The sequence below is a fragment of the Pseudomonas sp. IT-232MI5 genome (assembly GCF_949767845.1).
Classification (GTDB): domain Bacteria; phylum Pseudomonadota; class Gammaproteobacteria; order Pseudomonadales; family Pseudomonadaceae; genus Aquipseudomonas.
The window spans coordinates 174,779-192,747 of the sequence record NZ_CATKQE010000002.1 but is presented as its reverse complement, the minus strand read 5'-3'; the positions used below and the strand labels follow the sequence as shown (position 1 = coordinate 192,747).

Here is a 17,969-nt window from a genome sequence, read left to right as displayed (position 1 = left end):
AACTCACCCTCTTTGCGTTAATCACAAGTTTTCCTCATGGAGCCATCGGTGCTTGAAATCCGCCACCTGAAAACCCTGCATGCCTTGCGCGAAGCCGACAGTCTGGTCGATGCCGCCGACCGTTTGCACCTGACGCAGTCAGCGCTGTCGCACCAGTTCAAGGAGCTTGAGGAGCGCTTGGGCATGGCTCTTTTCGTGCGCAAGACCAAACCGGTGCGCTTCACCAGTGCCGGTTTGCGCCTGCTGCAACTGGCCGATGCGACCCTGCCGCTGTTACGCGCCGCTGAACGGGATATCGGTCGGCTGGCCGGTGGCACCGCCGGGCGTTTGCATATGGCCATCGAATGCCACAGCTGCTTTCAGTGGCTGATGCCGACCATCGACCAGTTCCGCGATGCCTGGCCGGAAGTCGAACTCGACCTCGCCTCGGGTTTCGCTTTCGCTCCATTGCCGGCGCTGGCCCGTGGCGATCTGGATCTGGTAGTGACGTCCGATCCACTGGAAATCGCCGGGATCACTTATGTGCCACTGTTCACCTACGAAGCCATGCTCGCCGTGGCCAATCAGCATGCGCTGGCGAGCAAACCGTACATCGTCCCCGAAGACTTGCTGACGGAAACGCTGATCACCTACCCGGTGGAACGCGACCGCCTCGACATCTTCACGCGCTTCCTGGAACCGGCCGACATCGAGCCAGCCCAAGTGCGCACTTCAGAGCTGACAGTGATGATGATGCAACTGGTTGCCAGCGGCCGTGGCGTCTGCGGCATGCCGCACTGGGCGTTGCATGAATACAGCTCGCGCGGTTACGTGAAGGGCAAACGGCTGGGGGAAAAAGGCTTGTTCGCGACGTTGTACGCGGCGATTCGTACCGACATGCTCGATGCGCCGTACATGCGTGATTTTCTGCTGACGGCGAAAGACACGTCGTTCTCGACTCTCGACGGTGTCAGCGCCGTGCGCTGAGTCACTTGTGGGAGCGAGCCTGCTCGCGAAAGCGATGTATCAGACACACAAATAGTGACTGTCAGATTGCCTTCGCGAGCAGGCTCGCTCCCACAGGGATCAGTGGAATATCAGAGTTGACGCCACATATGGATCTTGTCGAAATAGTCCTCGCCCACCCGCACCGCCAGTGGTTCGAGGCCGAACTGGATGAAGCCGCAGCGCTGATAGAGCTTGAATGCCGCGTCATTGCCGGCGGTCACGGTGAGCTGAAGCAGTTTCAGCGCCGGGTGGTTTTGCGCTTCGGCAATGGCCGCCTGCACCAGTTCATGGCCCAGGCCGCGCTGGCGAAAATCCGCTGAAACGTACATGCCGAACAGGGTCGCTTTATGCCGCGCCTTCTCGCGCGGTTCGAAGGCCAGGCCAACGATGCCGGCGAGCGTGCCCCCATCGAAGGCACCGAGAACCACATCGAGCTTGCTGGTCAGGCGCCCTTCCCACCAGCTCAATGGCATCACCGCGCGTTCGCGCACGCTTGAGGTAAAAGCCTGCGGATGGCGGTCATAGGCTTCGAGCATCAGTTCGCGGTAAGCCAGGGCATGACTGGCGTCCAGCCGTTCGATCCACATGCTCACGGCGTCCTGCGCTGCTCAAGCATCAGCCGCACAGCGAGACCGCCGAGGACGAAGCCCATGAAATAACGCTGCAGCGCCAGCCACGTCGGGTTACGCACAAACCACGAAGCGATGCCCGCCGCGAACAGCGCGATCAGCAGATTGACGCAGAAACTGACGCTGATCTGGGTCAGGCCGAGAATGATGCTTTGGGTGAACACCGAGCCGTGTTCAGGGGTGATGAACTGCGGAAATACCGAGAGATAGAACACGGCGATTTTCGGGTTCAGCGCGCTGGTGAGAAAGCCCATGGTGATCAGCTTGCGCGACGAGTCCGCCGGCAATTGCTGCGCTTGGAACGGCGAGCGTGCGCCAGGCTTCACCGCTTGCCAGGCCAGCCACAGCAGGTACAGCGCGCCGGCCCATTTCAGCACTTCGTAGGCCATCGGCACCGCAAGAAACACAGCGGTCAAACCGGCCGCCGCCGCAAACAGATGCACAAAGAACCCCGCCACCACGCCGAGCAACGACGTCACCCCGGCCTTGCGTCCCTGACAGATCGAACGCGAGATCAGGTAGATCATGTTCGGCCCCGGCGTCAGCACCATCAGCAGGGCAGCGGCGGCAAAAATCAGCAGGTCTTGCAGCGGGATCATGGCAAAGTCCTTTGCGTGGATGATCAGGCGATTGCGCTCAGCGAGTTGCGATAAAACGGCAGGATCAGGTCGCGTGTCAATGGCGCCAGAACGACAGCAGGATCAGTGGTCGGATCGACCCAGATCACTTCTTCGATTTCTGCGGCCGGCGTGACTTCAGCGTCGATGGTCAGTTGGAAGATCTCGGCCTGAACGACACACCCCGGCTCGTTGGCTGCAGGCGCCGAGAACTGGCCGAGAAACCTGGCCTGCGCAGGATCGATCTGCAGCCCCAACTCTTCTTCCAGCTCGCGGGCCAGCGCGTGCACCGGCAACTCATGCGCCTCGATCTTGCCGCCCGGTTGCATGAATGCCGTGGTGCCACGCTTGCGCACCAGCAGGGTCTGGCCTTCGGGATTGAGCAACAGCGCGGCGGCTATACGAATCAGGTTTGCAGAAACAAGGGATACAGAAGTCATGGGGCAGCCACCAGCGTGAAAAACCCCGAGGATCCCATGCGAGCGCCGCTGAGGTCACCCCGTAAATCACTCACCCTGAGCCTTGAGCGTGGCTTCAACCTCCTCCGGCACCTTGACGAAAATCGTGTACTTGCCGCCCTCCATGGCTTCGAACGCAATCAGCTTTTCCACCAGCAGCGCGCTGAGCACCTTGCCGGCGTTGAGCAGCAGCATGCCGTTATCGGCATTCAGATTGCGCGCCAGAATCATCCCCGCCGCCAGATCCCGAGTAGACAGCACCTTGACCGACGGATCGGCCAGCGTCACGTCGCTGAGGAACGCCGCGCACACCTGAATGAAGTCTTCGACCAGATCGGGATCGTACAAACGTCCGGCGTACTGGCGCAGGTACAGCAGCGCTTCATCGCTGTTCATCTGCCGCTCAAGGATCAGACCGCGCTGCAACTCGACGAAATCCACCGCCAGTTTCAGCAAGCGTGAACCGAACGGAATGCCCTCGCCCTTGAGCCGGTCGGGAAAACCGCTGCCGTCCCAGCGCTCCTGATGATGCAGGATCAGACGCGCCGCATCCTTCATCGGATCCAGGGTCATGAGCAACGATTCGCTCTGCTTCGGATAACTGCGATAGCGCTCGCGTTCGGTATGGCGCAGCAGATCCGAGGGCGTGGTCATCATCGCGTCGGTCCAGCTCAGTTTGCCAATGTTGTACAGCGCCGCAGCCATGGTCAGATCGCGGCTGGTGGCCTCGTCCAGCCCGTGCTGTTTGCAGTAGCTGCGCACCAGTTCGATGATCTGCCGGTTGGTCTGCTTGGCAGGTGGCAAGCGCAGATTGGCCAGCAGCGAGAACACTTCAGTGCCGGTGACGTAGCTGTGCTTGAGCTCTTCGTACGCCAGATCAAGCATGTCGGCGGTCTGCTGCAGTTCGGCGGTGCGCGCCGCGACATGCTTTTCCAGGGTGCTGTTGAGCAGTTTCAACTGGTCGTTCTGCACCCGGTTCAAGCGTTCCAGACGCTGGCGCTCCTGCTCGGAATGCTGGTGTTCGAGGGACTGGCGCAGAATCAGCAGCAGCTCCTCGTCATTCCACGGCTTGCTGATGTAACGGTGAATCTGCCCGTCATTGATGGCTTTGATGATCGCCGCCGGATCGGCGTAGCCGGTGAGCATGATCCGCGCAGTCGCCGGATAACGCTCACGGACATGCGCCAGTAACGAAGCTCCATCCATGCCCGGCATGCGCGCATCGCTCATCACCAGATTTACCGGCTGCTGCGCGAGAAGCTCCAGCGCCTGGGCGCCGCTGGTGGCCAACAGCAGATCGTAGGGTTGGCCGCGCAACAGGCGACGCAGACTATTGAGGATCGACTCCTCGTCGTCGACCAGCAGCACAGTGGGTCGATGCGCCGGCATCGGCGCGGATGGCTCTTCCATGGCATGGCCTCAAGCAAACAGGGAAATTACGACGCACCGAGCCAACACTGCGCCGGTCCGCGCCTGAGTCCAAGGCTAGATGATTTTCGCCGGCATTCACGCCGATCTTTGTCCGGGGCCGAAAGCGTAGTACCGAGGAGCCGACTATGCTGAAGACAGCGCAAGACACCATCGGCTGATACAAGCAGGCAAATGGCGAGGGAAAAGGATGCCCCGGATGATCACAGCATGCCTCCCCACGGGCGGCGCGGCATGACAGCAGCAACCGTGCACATCAATCGCCGTGTGCTGATCGTTGACGACAGCCCGGCAATCCATGGCGATTTCGCCAAGATTCTCTGTCCGGTCATCCCCGGCGACGATGGTCTGGGCGAAACCGAGAGCCTGCTGTTCGGCACCCCTTCAGTACAGCAATCCCAACATTTCGAACTGGACTCGGCGTTTCAGGGCCGCGAAGCCCTGGAAAAACTCCAGGCCGCACTGGCGCAAAACCGTCCCTACGCCATGGCCTTCATCGACATGCGCATGCCGCCGGGCTGGGATGGCCTGGAGACCATCGAACGGCTGTGGCAGATCGACCCCAAGCTGCAAGTTGCGCTGTGCACGGCCTATTCCGATTATTCCTGGGAGGACATCGACCGACGTCTGGCGCTGAACGATCGGTTGCTGATCCTGAAAAAGCCCTTCGACGCCATCGAGATACGGCAGATGGCCAGCGCCCTCACGGTCAAATGGCAGATGACCGAAGACGCCGAGCTGAAGATGACCCTGCTGGAAGCTGCGGTGCAGGAGCGCACCCGCGAGCTGTCCGATGCCAATATGATCGTGCAGAACAGCCCGACCATTCTTTACCGTTTGCGCGGCGAACCCTCGTTTGCGCTAATGTATATCTCCCACAACATCACCCGTTACGGTCATGTCGCCGCCGATCTGGTGGGGTCGCCCGACTGGGCGCAGGCACTGATTCATCCGGACGATCAGGCGAACGTAGATGCGGCCATGGCCCGGGTGCTGGATCGGCATGCGTCGGGCGCGTCCATCGAATTCCGCATGCGCACCGGCCAGGGCACCTGGCGCTGGGTGGAGAACCGCTACATTCCGGTGCGCGATCAGGACGGCCGCCTGCTGGAAGTCGAAGGCATCATCCTCGACATCACCGAACGCCGCCTGGCCGAGGAAAAACTGGCCTTGCTCGCGCGCTCCGATGGCCTGACGGGCCTGGCCAATCGCGCCACGTTGATCGAACGCCTGCATCAGGCGTTTGCTGCCGCGCGACGGGGCGCCATGCCGTTCGCGGTGTTCTACCTGGACCTCGACCATTTCAAACGGATCAATGACACCCTGGGCCACCCGGTGGGCGATCTGCTGCTGCAGGAGGTCGCCCGGCGTATCAAGTTCGGCGTCCGCGAAAGTGACGTAGTGGCGCGCCTGGGCGGCGATGAATTCGCGATCCTGCAACTGGACGTCAGCGACCCGACCCAATCGGCCACGATGGCTGCCAACATCCGCGACACGCTGCTGGCGCCCTACCACCTGGCCGGTAATGCGTTGCATATTTCGGTGAGCATCGGCATCAGTAGTTACAGCGACCTCAGCCTCGATGCCGACGCGCTGCTCGGGCAGGCCGACATGGCGCTGTACCGCGCCAAGGAAATGGGCCGCAACCAGTACCACTTCCACTCCGAGGAAATCTCCCGGGAAGTGGCCGAACGCATGACCCTCGTCAGCGAATTGATGACCGCCCTCGAGAGCAATGAACTGATGCTGCGGTATGCGCCGGAAATCGATCTGCACAGCGGCCGAATTCTCGGCATGGAGGCGCAAGTCCTCTGGCAGCATCCCCGCCGCGGTCTGCTGGCGGCCGCCGACTTCGTGCCGATTGCGGAGAAAACCGGCGCGATCATTCCGCTCGGACGCTGGGTGCTGGATCACGCCTGCCAGCAGATGCATCTGTGGCGTAACGAAGGCGTCGCGCCGCCGGTGATGGCGATCAAACTCTCGCTGGCGCAACTCAAGAGCGGCCCGGAACTGATCTACAACGTGCTGCGCACCACCGCCCGCTGGGAGCTCGCCCCTTGGGAGCTGCGCTTCGATGTCACCGAGGCCACGCTGGCCCAGACCAAGTGGACGCACAACGATGCGCTGCCGCGCCTGCGTGAACTGGGCGTGGCCATCGCCATCGATGATTTCGGCACCGAATACTCATCGTTCGACTATCTGAAAACCTACCGGGTCAATCACCTCAAACTGGCGCAGAGTTTCGTCGACAGTGCCGCCCACGATGTCGCCGGCGCCAATGCCCTGCGCGCGATCGTCAACTTCGCCCGGGACTTGGGCATCGGCATCATCGCTGAAGGCCAGCCATCGCCGGAGCAGCCGCGCGCGCCCTCTGCCGCAGCCGCGCTGCCCAGTGCCCGGGGCCTGTATTTCAGCGCGGCGGTCAGCGCCGAACAGGCCGGGCATTTGCTCAAGGACAGTTCCCTCCTCGCACCGAAGGAGGACGAGGCATGAAAGCGCCTTTTCCCCAGACCAACCGGCGCATCCTGATCATCGACGACACGCCGGCGATCCACGATGACTTTCGCAAGATCCTTGCGCCACAGGTTTCAGACGCAGCGGATTTGCAGCAACTGGAGCAAACGTTGTTCGGCACTCAGCAGACGCCGCACCTGAGCTTCCAGCTCGACTCCGCCTATCAGGGCCAGGAAGCGCTGGCGCTGGTCAACCGGGCACTGGCCAGTGGCAATCCCTACGCCCTCGCCTTTATCGACATGCGCATGCCGCCCGGCTGGGACGGCCTGGAAACCATTGAGCAACTGTGGCGAGTCGACCCGAATTTGCAAATCGCCTTGTGCACCGCCTACAGCGACTACAGCTGGGAGGCGATGGCCGAACGGCTGGAGTTTGGCGACCAGTTGCTGATCCTGAAAAAGCCGTTCGACAGTCTGGAAATCCGCCAGATGGCCAACGCCCTGACGTGGAAATGGCAACTGGCGCAAGACGCGGCGCTGAAGATGCTCAGCCTTGAGCGAACCATCGAGGCGCGGGTGCACGAACTGCTCAAGGTTTCGCACCTGCTGCAATACGACAGCCTCACTGAACTGCCCAACAGCACCCTGCTCGGTGATCGCCTGAGCCAGGCCATAGCGGTGTGCCGACGGCATGACAAACAACTGGTGGTGATGTTTCTCGGCCTGGATCGCTTCAAGCGCATCAACAATGCGCTGGGCCATCCGGCGGGCGACGAGATGCTCAAACGGGTCGCCCGACAACTGCTGACCTGTGTGCGTGATTCGGACTCGGTGTTTCGCTACGGCTCAGACGAGTTCGTAGTGATCCTCGGCGACATCAACCACCCTCAGCAAACCCACGCCGTCGCGGAAAAACTCCTCACGGCCATTCGCTTGCCGCAGACGATTGCCGGTCACGATGTCAGCGTCACTGCCAGCGTCGGCATCAGCGTCTACCCCGATGACGGCCTCGAAGCCACCGAGCTGATCAAGAAGGCCGAGACCGCGATGCGCAACGTCAAGGAACTGGGGCCTGACAACATCGGCTTCTTTATCGAAGCCATGAACCAGCACGCCCGGGAACAGCACAGCATCGAGTCGGGCATTCGCCGCGCCCTGCAGGAACATGAATTCGTCCTGCACTATCAGCCGAAAATCGACCTGCGCACGGCCGCCGTGGTGGGTGCCGAAGCACTGCTGCGCTGGCAAAAACCCGGGCATGGCTGGATCTATCCGGCGGACTTCATCCCGGTGGCCGAGGACAGTGGCCTGATCGTGCCGTTGAGCAAATGGGTGCTGGCTGAAGCCTGTCGGCAGACCCGTGCCTGGCAACTGGCCGGACTGCCGCCGATCCGCATGTCGGTCAACACTTCACCCATCGATTTTCGCCAGCGTGACTTCGTCGCCGGCATCGAACGCGTACTGCAACAGACTGGTCTGGCGCCCGAATGGCTGGAACTGGAAATCACCGAAGGCGTGCTGATGCAAAACGTCGAAGCGACGATGACAGCACTTAACCGCCTGAAAACGCTAGGCACGCGGCTGGCCATCGACGACTTCGGCACCGGTTATTCCAGCCTGAGCTACCTGCGGCGGTTTCCCATCGATGTGCTGAAGATCGACCAATCGTTCATTCGCAACCTGTGCAACGACCGCAGCGATGCCGCGCTGGTGAGCGCGATCATCAACCTGGGCAAGAGCCTGGGCCTGAACGTCATCGCCGAGGGCATCGAAACCGCCGAACAACTGGCGTTTCTCAAGGCCCACCACTGCGAAGAGGGCCAAGGCTACTTTTTCAGCAAGGCGCTGCCGGCAGACACGTTTGCGCAGTTGCTCGCTGGTACGCAACCCACGCCCTGGGCGATTGAATGATCACTGTAAAAACGGCCTTGAGTCAGGGAGACATTTGCCGATGAGCCTGTTCCACCACGCCATGGCGTTGCTGCTGTGCGGACTCTGCGTCGGCGCCAGTGCCGAGCCACTGGACGAGCCGCTCAAACCGTTGCCCGCAGTGCCGCAACAGGATGCCCGGCGCGTGGAACTCGGTCGACGGTTATTCCACGAGCCACGCTTGTCGATCAACAACACGCTGTCCTGCGCCAGCTGCCACCAACTCGACAAGAACGGGGCCGACAGCCGCGCCTTGTCACTGGGCTTCGACGGTAAACCGGTAGCGGTCAACACACCGACCGTGTTCAACGCGGCCCTCAACTTTCGTCAGTTCTGGGATGGCCGCGTCAAAACGCTGGAGGAACAAAGCAATGTCGTCATCACCAGCCCCCATGAAATGGGCAGCGACTGGCGCACCGTGATCGAACGCATCGGCAACGACCCCGACTATCGTCGTGATTTCGCCGCCACCTACCCGGACGGCGTGACCCAGGCCAATGTCCAGCAGGCGCTGGCCAGTTTTGAACGCACCCTGCTGACGCCCAACTCACGCTTCGATCAATACCTGCTCGGCAACACCGACATCCTCACTCTGGAGGAAAAATACGGTTACCAGCGCTTCAAGGAATACGGCTGCATTGCCTGCCATCAAGGGGTGAACATCGGCGGCAACATGTTCCAGAAGTTCGGTGTGTTCGGCGATTACATTGCCGACCGCGGCAATCCGACCGTGGCCGATCAGGGCCGCTTCAACGTGACTGGCGACGAAGCCGACCGGGCCGTGTTCAAGGTGCCGAGCCTGCGCAATGTCGCGATCACCGCGCCGTACTTTCACGACGGTTCGGCGCTCACCCTCGAAGATGCTGTGGATGTGATGTTCCGGTACCAGTTGGGGCGCTTACCGAGTGAAGAGGACAAAACACTGATCATTCTGTTTCTCACCACCCTCACCGGCCAAGGGAGAGACAAGCCATGATCAACATCTCGCGGCGACGCAGCCTGTTGTTGCTGACCCTGGTCGCCCTGGCGCTGGCCTCGACTCTGCTGTTTCTGTACTTGAAATCCAGCTCTGACCAGAGCATGACGTACACCGAATCACGGGATCTGATCCGGCAGATCAAACAGCAGAACTCGCTGTGGGAAAACGAAATTCTCAAGGCGCGAGTGGCGCTCACCCACAACTACGATCCGCTGGTGTCGCCGATGAACGAAATGAACCGGCTCTGGGCGCGCTTCGAAGCGATCGAGTCCGGGCACGGGCGTAAAGACTCGGCGCAATGGAACGAAGCTCACGAGCGTTTCCTGCAGGCGATGCAGGAAAAGACCCGTCTGGTCGAACAGTTCAAATCGCACAACGCGCTGTTGCGTAACTCCCTGGCTTTTTTACCCACCGCTGAAGACGACATCCAGCAGCAACTGGCGAGCCTGTCGGACTTCGATAAATTGCAGCTGCAAAACATCATCACCGATACCTACGACTTGCTGCTCAGCGCCCTTGAGTTCGCCCAGGTCACCTCCGACGACCGGGCCGCCGACATCGAGGTCGGCCTGAACAAGCTGAAGGTCAATGCACAACGCCTGCCGCCGGCGTTTCAGACCCCGATCAAAATCCTGAGCAGCCATATCTCACTGATTGCTCGCGAACAGCCACTGGTCAACCAGTTGCTCGAAAACATCGAAAACATCCCCGTGGCTGACAGCCTCGACAACATCACCACCATGCTCGATCACGATCAGCAGCGCGCCGATCAGGTCGACCGGCAATACCACTTCTACCTGCTGCTGTTTTCGGTGCTGTTGATGTTGTCGCTGGTGTGGCTGGCCATCCGCCTGATCGGCAGCTTCGCCGAAATCAACCGGGTCAATAATGCGCTTCAAACGGCCAACGATGCGCTGGAACAACGGGTCGAAGAACGCACCCGCGAACTCAAGGACGCCCAGAGCGAACTGCTCGACGCGGCACGTCAGGCCGGCATGGCGGAAATCGCCACCAATGTGCTGCACAACGTCGGCAACGTGCTCAACAGCGTGAACATCTCCAGCGACCTGATCACGCGCAAGCTGCGCAACAGCAAGAGCCAAGGCCTGGGCAAGGCCATGCAACTGATCAATGAACACCCGGATGACCTCGGCGCGTTCCTCAGCGAAGACGCCAAAGGCAAATTGCTCCCCGGTTACCTCAACCAACTGGTGGTCGCGATTGCCCAGGAACAACAGGAAATGCTCGACGAATTGAATCAGATGAACAAAAGCGTCGATCACATCAAGGACATCGTCGCCACCCAGCAATCCTATGCAGGCGCCAACAGCATGACCGAACCGCTGTTCATCAACGAATTGCTCGAAGACGCGTTGCGCATGAACGCCGGTGCCCTGACCCGCCACCATGTCACGGTGGTCCGGGAGTACGCCGAAGTGCCGCAGGTGATGGGCGACAAACACCGATTGCTGCTGATCCTGATCAACCTCATCAGCAACGCCAAATACGCCATGTCCGACCTCAGCAACCGCCCCCGCACCATGACCCTGGCGGTCAGGATCGTCGATAACAATTTCCTTGAGATCAGCGTCAAGGATGACGGCGAAGGCATTGCGCCGGAAAACATGACGCGAATCTTTGCCCACGGTTTCACCACCCGCAAGGAAGGCCACGGCTTCGGCCTGCACAGTTGCGCCCTGGCGGCTATCGAGATGAATGGCCACCTCACCGCGCACAGCGACGGCCCGGGCCAGGGTGCGCTGTTCACCTTGCAGATCCCCCTGATCAGCGTCACGGAGAACGCATGAGCGAGCTGTCGAACCGCCGCATTCTGCTGATCGACGACATGCCGTCGATTCATGAAGACTTTCGCAAGATTCTCGCGCCGCCGGCGGCGCAGTCCGTGGAACTGGACGAGATGGAAGCGGCACTGTTCGGTGCCCAGACACGCCCCCAGCGCCCACTGTTCGAACTCGATTCCGCCTATGGCGGCGAAGAGGGCCTGGGCAAACTGATACAGGCCCTGGCAGAACAACGCCCCTACGCGCTGGCCTTTGTCGACATGCGCATGCCCGACGGCTGGGACGGCGCGAAAACCATCGAGCATCTGTGGCAGCAGGATCCGCAGTTGCAAGTGGTGGTCTGCACCGCCTACTCGGATTATTCCTGGGATGAACTGCTGGAGCGTCTGCAGGCGCATGACCGCTTGCTGATTCTGAAGAAGCCGTTCGACAACATCGAAGTGCAGCAGATGGCCAACACCCTGCTGACCAAATGGCAGATGACCGAACGGGCGTCATTGCAAATGCATCACCTGGAACATCTGGTCGATCAACGCACGGCCCAGTTCAAGCAGGCCAGCGAAGAACTGCAGCGGGAAATCGATGAGCGCAAGCAACTGGAAAGTCAGTTGGTGCAGTCGGAAAAACTTGCCTCACTGGGGCAAATGGCGGCGGGCGTGGCCCATGAAATCAATAACCCGATCGGCTTTATCTCCTCCAACCTCGGCACGCTGGACGGCTACTTCAAACAATTGCTCAGCGTACTCGACGCCTGGCAGACGCTTGGGCCAATGCCAGACAGTGAGTCCGTGGCGCGGCTTGAGCAATTGCGCAAAGACGCCGACCTGGATTTTCTGCTCGAGGACATCCCGGTGCTGATCCGCGAATCCAAGGAAGGCATTGGCCGGGTCGGGCAGATCGTCAAGGACCTGAAGGATTTCTCCCGGGTCGATACCCAGCAGCAATGGCAGTGGGCCAATCTGCAACAAGGCATCGAGTCGACCCTGAACATCGTCGCCAGCGAACTCAAGTACAAGGCCGACCTGATCAAGGAGTACCAGCCCCTGCCGGACATCGAGTGCCTGCCGTCGCAAATCAATCAAGTGATCATGAACCTGGTGGTCAATGCGGCGCAGGCCATGGGCCCCGAGCGCGGCACCATCACCCTGCGCACCGGGCAGCAACAAGACACGGCCTGGGTGGAAGTCGCGGACACCGGCGCGGGGATTGCGCCGGACATCCTGCAGAAAATCTTCGATCCGTTTTTCACCACCAAACCCGTCGGCCAAGGCACCGGGCTGGGCCTGTCCCTGTCCTACGGCATCGTCAAAAAGCACGGTGGCGACATTTCCGTACGCAGCGAACCGGGCGTCGGCACGACCTTTCGCGTCGAATTGCCGATGCGCCAGAACCGGCCCGCTGCCTGAGGGCGCTTCAGGTGGTTTCCTGAAAGTCCATCTCCGGCGGCTGCCGACGGAAACCACCAGTGAGCACCGCCAGGTACACCACGCCGATCGCCAGCCAGCTCAGCCCCAGATACACCGCCAGATGATCAAGGCTGACCATCAGCCACAAGTCCGCCACCAGCCCGATAAACGGGAAAACCAGAAACAGCAGGCACTCGCGCGGACCTTTTTTCTCACCGCCGATCCAGTAATGAAAGATCACCGACAGGTTGACCAGACTGAACGCCAGGAAAGCGCCGAAGTTGATGAACGAAGTCGAGGTGGTCACATCGAGTTTCAGCGCCAGCAACGCCACCACGGCACAGAGCAGGATGCTGTTGACCGGTGTGCCGAAGCGCGCGTGCAAGGTGCCGAAAAATGACTTGGGCAGCACGCCGTCGCGGCCCATGGCGAACAGCAGTCGCGAGCCGCTGGCCTGCGCCGACAGTCCCGAGGCGAACTGGCCGACAATCAGACCGATGAGGAAAATCGACACGAATAGATCGCCGCCGATATTGCGGGCGATTTCATAGGCGGCCGAATCGACACTGTCGAACTGGAACGACGGGTGCGCGATCTGCACGAAATACGAAACACCGACGAAGATCAGTCCGCCGATCAAGGTGATCAACATGATCGCCCTTGGAATGGTGCGGCGTGGGTCGCGGGTCTCTTCGGTCAGGGTGCTGACCGCATCGAAACCGAGGAACGAATAGCAGGCAATCGCCGCGCCGCTCATGATCAGCGGCATCTGCATGTCGCCGTTGAAGAACGGTTTGATCGACCACAACGGCGTGCCCGCATCGCCGCCAATGTAGTGCACGCACAGCGCGACGAAAGCAATCAGCACCAGAAACTGCACCAGCATCAGCAAGGCGTTGATGCCGTTGGCCAGTTTCAGGCCAATGATGTTGATTGCGCTGGTGATGCCGATGAACGCCAGCACCCAGATCCATTGCGGGATCGACGGGAACGCCGAGGCCAGATAAGCCGCGCCGATCAACCAGATCGCCATCGGCAGAAACAGGTAATCGAGCAACACCGCCCAACCGGCGATAAAGCCGAGTTTCGGGCTGATCGCCTTGCGCACGTAGCTGTAAGCGGAACCGGCGACGGGGAACGCGGCGGCCATGCGCCCGTAGCTCATGGCGGTGAAGAACATCGCCACCAGCGCCGCCAGATACGCGGCGGGCACCATGCCAGCGGTGGATTGAGCGAGGATGCCGAAGGTGCCGAGGACAATGATCGGCGTCATGTAGGCGATGCCGAACAGCACCACCGACCCTAATGAAAGGGTGCGTTGCAAACGAGCCATGGGCGACTTACTCCGAATGTTATTGGATTTATGGCAGAGCCGGGTTCGGCGAATGTTTTCGGGTTGGTTTTATTGTTCTGGTGTTGCTTGAGTTTTTTGTTCGACTTGAAATCTCTTCCCCCTCACCCCAGCCCTCCCGAAACGTCGGACCGCCCCCAAGGGGTAGAGGGGGAAAGGGAGCCGATCTCCATGGGTTTCAGATCCTGAGCTCGACTTGAATTCGCAGTTTCAAATCCTGAGTTTGATTCGCAGTTTCAAATCCTCAGTTCGACTCGGTATTGCAGGTCGGCGTACCTCGGATAATCAACTCGGACAGTCCCCTCTCCCCCTGGGAGAGGGCTAGGGTGAGGGCAGCGGTCAACGGCGTGGAATCAACAATTCGCGAACACCATCGCCACGCTCCAGCACCTCCCCCGGCAACTTCAAACGCTGATCATCCAGATAGCGGTAATCCCTGCGCGCAATCTCCAACCGCGCGAAATCCAGTTCAACGCAGAACGTCCCTTCCTCACGCCCGGCCTCGAACAGCAGCGTCCCCAGCGGATCGACCAACGCACTGCCACCGGCAAACATCAAACCGTCATCCCCCGCCTCCACGCGATTGACCATCAACGCAAAGGCCTGATTCTCCTGCGCGCGAGCCATGATCGCGGTGCGGTGCGTCGGCGCGTACGGATCCATATTGCCGTTGGTCACGATCAACAGTTCCGCACCCAGTTGTGCCAAGGCACGGGCCGACTCCGGAAACTCGATGTCGTAGCAAATCAACAGGCCAATACGCACACCGTTCCACTCGCACGTGGCATAGCGGTCGCCGGCCTCGAACACGCCGCGATCCGACGCCCACAGATGGGTCTTGCGATATTTCAGGGCGATGCCTTGAGGGGTGATCAGCAGCGTGGTGTTGTAGAAATGGCCGTTGTCGTTCTCGGCCATGCCGATCACCACGGCGATGTTGCGTTCGCGCGCAGCGGCCAGCACCGCACTGACGGTCGGGCCGTCGACGGATTCGGCGGTTTGCGCCACGGTTTCGGCTGTCGGGAAGCCCATCAGGTGGGTTTCCGGGAACACCATCAATTGCGTATCGGCCGCGCACGCGGCAATCGCCGCCAGGGCGCGTTCGAGGTTGTAGGCCGTGGCATTGTCACGGCCCGCCAGTTGGGCGAGTTCGACTTTCATGGGAATTCCTTGTGCTGAGCGACGGGCGCGGAAAGATTGCCCGGTGGCTGTCTGTGGGCCAGTATGCGCAGCAAGCGAGCGGCCAGGGAATTACGCGGCCGGGGTAACCCGATAGGGGTAGATCGATGACACTTTCGTTTGACGACATCACCTGGCACCGCGCCGTCGGGCAACTGATCGACGCGCTCGACAAGCCGAATTTCTGGGCGCAACTGGTGCGGTTGCTCGACCAGTACGTGCCGTTCGATAGCTGGGTGGCGTTGCTGTTCAGCGCCGATCAACACCCGCAAGTCTTCGCCGAATGCCCCGGCGCAGACGGCAGCCCTGATCCGTTGTTTCAGGATTATCTGCGTGGCCTGTACCTGCTTGACCCGTTCTACATCGCCTGCCGTGAGCAAACGCGCACCGGTTTGTATCGCCTGTCAGAAGTGGCGCCGGAGCATTTCGAACTGACCGAGTATTACCAGCGATACTTTCGTCTGAATGTCGTGGCGGACGAAATCCAGTTCAATTGTCAGCTCGAAGGTGAGCGCACGTTGTGTCTGTCGCTGGGCAGTGAAAAACGTTTCACTGGCGAACAGATCGCCTTGCTGTCATTGATCCAGCCTTGGGTGCTGGGCTTGTTGCGTCAGCGCCTGCCTTATGAAATCAACGAGACCGTGGCCCTCGCCACCGCCCCCGCGCCGACCGATTGGCGGGTGCAACTGGAGGCGTCGGTGCAGCAACTCAAGGGCGCGCAGTTGACCGCCCGGGAACTGGATGTCGGACGTTTGATGCTCAGCGGTTGCTCCAGCAAAGAAATCGCCCGTAAGCTGGAAATCTCCGTAGAAACCGTGAAAGTCCATAAGAAACACATGTACAGCAAGCTGGGGATCAAATCCCAGTCCGAGCTGTTTTCGATATTTCTTCAGGCACAAAACGCCTGATCGTTTGGTGAAGTTGCTTTATGCAGGAGTGAGCCTGCTCGCGATGACGTCGGGTCAGTCAAATCATTCGTAGCTGATATATCGCTATCGCGAGCAGGCTCACTCCTACAAGGGAATGTGTCTATCCCTCAATCTTCGCTGATTATTCCGAGTCCGAACCAAGGAAACCGTATGAGCCTGTCACTCCTGAGCCGCTACGCCTTCTTTGCCGTCTGTGTGATGTTCACCCTCGCCAGCCTGCCGTTCCTCGAACATGACTGGCTATGGCCAATCACCGCCGTCACCGGCGTACTGAGCCTGATCGGTCTGTTCGACCTGCTGCAAAGCCCCCACGCGGTACGGCGCAACTACCCGATCCTCGGCAACATCCGTTACCTGGTCGAAGGCATCCGCCCGGAGATCCGCCAGTATTTGCTGGAGTCCGACAGCGACGCCCTGCCCTTCTCCCGCGCGCAACGTTCGCTGGTCTACTCGCGAGCGAAAAACGAAACCGCCGACAAACCGTTCGGCACGCTGATCGATGTCTATCAATCCGGTTTTGAATTCATCGGCCACTCGATGCGTCCGGCACCGCTGAGCGACCCGAGCAGTTTCCGCGTCACCGTTGGCGGCCCGCAGTGCAGCCAGCCGTACTCGGCGTCGGTGTTCAACATCTCGGCGATGAGCTTCGGTTCGCTCAGCGCCAACGCCATTCGCGCGTTGAACCAAGGCGCGAAACTCGGCAACTTCGCCCACGACACCGGTGAAGGCAGCATCAGCCCCTATCACCGCGAACATGGCGGCGACCTGACTTGGGAACTGGGCAGTGGCTATTTCGGTTGCCGCACCAGCGACGGCCGTTTCGACCCGGAACGCTTCGCCGCCCAAGCGCAGAACCCGCAAGTGCGGATGATCGAAATCAAGATGAGCCAAGGCGCCAAACCCGGCCACGGCGGCATCCTGCCCAAGCACAAAGTCACCAAGGAAATCGCCGAAACCCGTGGCATCCTGATGGGCGAAGATTGCGTCTCGCCGTCACGCCACAGCGCGTTTTCCACGCCGATCGAAATGATGCAGTTCATTCAGCAACTGCGAGAGCTGTCCGGCGGCAAACCGGTCGGTTTCAAGTTCTGCCTCGGCCACCCGTGGGAATTCATGGGCATCGCCAAAGCCATGCTGGAAACCGGCATCCTCCCGGACTTCATCGTCGTCGACGGCAAGGAGGGCGGCACCGGCGCCGCACCGGTGGAATTTACCGACCACATCGGCGTGCCGATGCGCGAAGGCCTGCTGTTTGTGCACAACACCCTGGTCGGTTTAAACCTGCGCGACAAGATCAAACTCGGCGCCAGCGGCAAGATCGTCAGCGCCTTCGACATCGCCAGCGTGCTGGCCATCGGCGCCGACTGGGCCAACTCCGCGCGCGGTTTCATGTTCGCCATCGGCTGCATCCAGTCGCAAAGCTGCCACACCAACAAATGCCCGACCGGCGTAGCGACTCAGGATGCCTTGCGCCAACGTGCGCTGGTGGTGCCGGACAAGGCCCAGCGTGTATTCAACTTCCACCGCAACACCTTGAAGGCGCTGGCGGAAATGCTCGCGGCGGCCGGGCTCGAACATCCATCACAACTGTCAGCCAAGCATCTGGTGCGGCGCATGTCGGCGACCGAGATCAAGTTGTTCTCGCAGTTGCACGTGTTCTTGAAACCGGGGGAATTGCTTACCGGGGAAGTGAATGGCGAGTTTTACTCGCGGATGTGGCAGATGGCGCGGGCGGACAGTTTCGAGCCGCAGGAAGTGGCCGCGGCATAACGACAAAAGCGCCGGTCTGCACCGCAGACTGGCGCGTTCCTCCCGACGAATA

Annotated in this window: 14 protein-coding genes; 8 read left to right on the top strand and 6 right to left on the bottom strand. The window is 60.5% G+C overall.

What is annotated here, in order from left to right; translation table 11 throughout:
- The first annotated feature begins 48 nt into the window (after window positions 1–48).
- The gene (metR, locus tag ACM6JQ_RS02230; RefSeq protein WP_007916739.1) at window positions 49–966 is read left to right on the top strand and encodes a transcriptional regulator MetR; all 918 of its coding nucleotides are present in this window, start codon (window positions 49–51) and stop codon (window positions 964–966) included.
- Window positions 967–1,076: 110 nt separating this feature from the next.
- Here metR and ACM6JQ_RS02225 read toward each other — a convergent pair whose 3' ends face one another.
- The 4 genes from ACM6JQ_RS02225 to ACM6JQ_RS02210 form a co-directional block, all read right to left on the bottom strand.
- Complete coding sequence (locus ACM6JQ_RS02225; protein ID WP_007916741.1) at window positions 1,077–1,574, bottom strand: GNAT family N-acetyltransferase; 498 nt, start codon at window positions 1,572–1,574, stop codon at window positions 1,077–1,079.
- A 2-nt stretch (window positions 1,575–1,576) separates the two neighbouring features.
- Window positions 1,577–2,215 (bottom strand): LysE family translocator, encoded by a 639-nt coding sequence (locus ACM6JQ_RS02220; protein ID WP_007916748.1) that lies wholly within the window; start codon window positions 2,213–2,215, stop codon window positions 1,577–1,579.
- 23 nt (window positions 2,216–2,238) lie between these two features.
- A complete protein-coding gene (locus tag ACM6JQ_RS02215; protein ID WP_007916750.1) occupies window positions 2,239–2,673 on the bottom strand; it encodes an NUDIX hydrolase in 435 nt (144 codons plus the stop codon).
- Window positions 2,674–2,739: 66 nt separating this feature from the next.
- Window positions 2,740–4,101 carry an HD domain-containing phosphohydrolase gene (locus ACM6JQ_RS02210; RefSeq protein WP_007916752.1) on the bottom strand — a complete coding sequence of 454 codons (1,362 nt, stop codon included), beginning with the start codon at window positions 4,099–4,101 and terminating at the stop codon, window positions 2,740–2,742.
- A gap of 252 nt (window positions 4,102–4,353) precedes the next feature.
- Here ACM6JQ_RS02210 and ACM6JQ_RS02205 point away from each other — a divergent pair, with 252 nt between their 5' ends.
- From ACM6JQ_RS02205 to ACM6JQ_RS02185, 5 genes are read left to right on the top strand one after another with little or no spacing between them, the layout of a single operon-like run.
- The gene (locus ACM6JQ_RS02205; RefSeq protein ID WP_042704859.1) at window positions 4,354–6,612 is read left to right on the top strand and encodes an EAL domain-containing protein; all 2,259 of its coding nucleotides are present in this window, start codon (window positions 4,354–4,356) and stop codon (window positions 6,610–6,612) included.
- Complete coding sequence (locus tag ACM6JQ_RS02200; RefSeq protein WP_414893153.1) at window positions 6,609–8,483, top strand: putative bifunctional diguanylate cyclase/phosphodiesterase; 1,875 nt, start codon at window positions 6,609–6,611, stop codon at window positions 8,481–8,483. Before ACM6JQ_RS02205 ends, ACM6JQ_RS02200 begins: the two co-directional genes overlap by 4 nt.
- Before the next feature lie 40 nt (window positions 8,484–8,523).
- Window positions 8,524–9,477, top strand: a complete 954-nt coding sequence (locus ACM6JQ_RS02195) for a cytochrome-c peroxidase (RefSeq protein ID WP_414893152.1) — start codon at window positions 8,524–8,526, stop codon at window positions 9,475–9,477.
- Complete coding sequence (locus ACM6JQ_RS02190) at window positions 9,474–11,288, top strand: DAHL domain-containing protein (RefSeq protein ID WP_095112354.1); 1,815 nt, start codon at window positions 9,474–9,476, stop codon at window positions 11,286–11,288. Before ACM6JQ_RS02195 ends, ACM6JQ_RS02190 begins: the two co-directional genes overlap by 4 nt.
- Window positions 11,285–12,688, top strand: coding sequence for an ATP-binding protein (locus tag ACM6JQ_RS02185; protein WP_414893151.1), 1,404 nt, complete (start codon window positions 11,285–11,287; stop codon window positions 12,686–12,688). Before ACM6JQ_RS02190 ends, ACM6JQ_RS02185 begins: the two co-directional genes overlap by 4 nt.
- A 7-nt stretch (window positions 12,689–12,695) precedes the next feature.
- Here the strand turns inward: ACM6JQ_RS02185 and ACM6JQ_RS02180 are convergent, their stop codons facing one another.
- Complete coding sequence (locus ACM6JQ_RS02180) at window positions 12,696–14,021, bottom strand: APC family permease (RefSeq protein WP_007916762.1); 1,326 nt, start codon at window positions 14,019–14,021, stop codon at window positions 12,696–12,698.
- 357 nt (window positions 14,022–14,378) lie between these two features.
- The gene (locus ACM6JQ_RS02175) at window positions 14,379–15,200 is read right to left on the bottom strand and encodes a carbon-nitrogen hydrolase family protein (protein ID WP_007916765.1); all 822 of its coding nucleotides are present in this window, start codon (window positions 15,198–15,200) and stop codon (window positions 14,379–14,381) included.
- A 125-nt stretch (window positions 15,201–15,325) separates the two neighbouring features.
- On the opposite strand from ACM6JQ_RS02175, the gene ACM6JQ_RS02170 reads away from it, so the two are divergent.
- Complete coding sequence (locus ACM6JQ_RS02170; RefSeq protein WP_007916767.1) at window positions 15,326–16,126, top strand: helix-turn-helix transcriptional regulator; 801 nt, start codon at window positions 15,326–15,328, stop codon at window positions 16,124–16,126.
- A gap of 171 nt (window positions 16,127–16,297) precedes the next feature.
- The gene (locus tag ACM6JQ_RS02165; protein WP_007949595.1) at window positions 16,298–17,917 is read left to right on the top strand and encodes an FMN-binding glutamate synthase family protein; all 1,620 of its coding nucleotides are present in this window, start codon (window positions 16,298–16,300) and stop codon (window positions 17,915–17,917) included.
- Window positions 17,918–17,969: the final 52 nt, after the last annotated feature.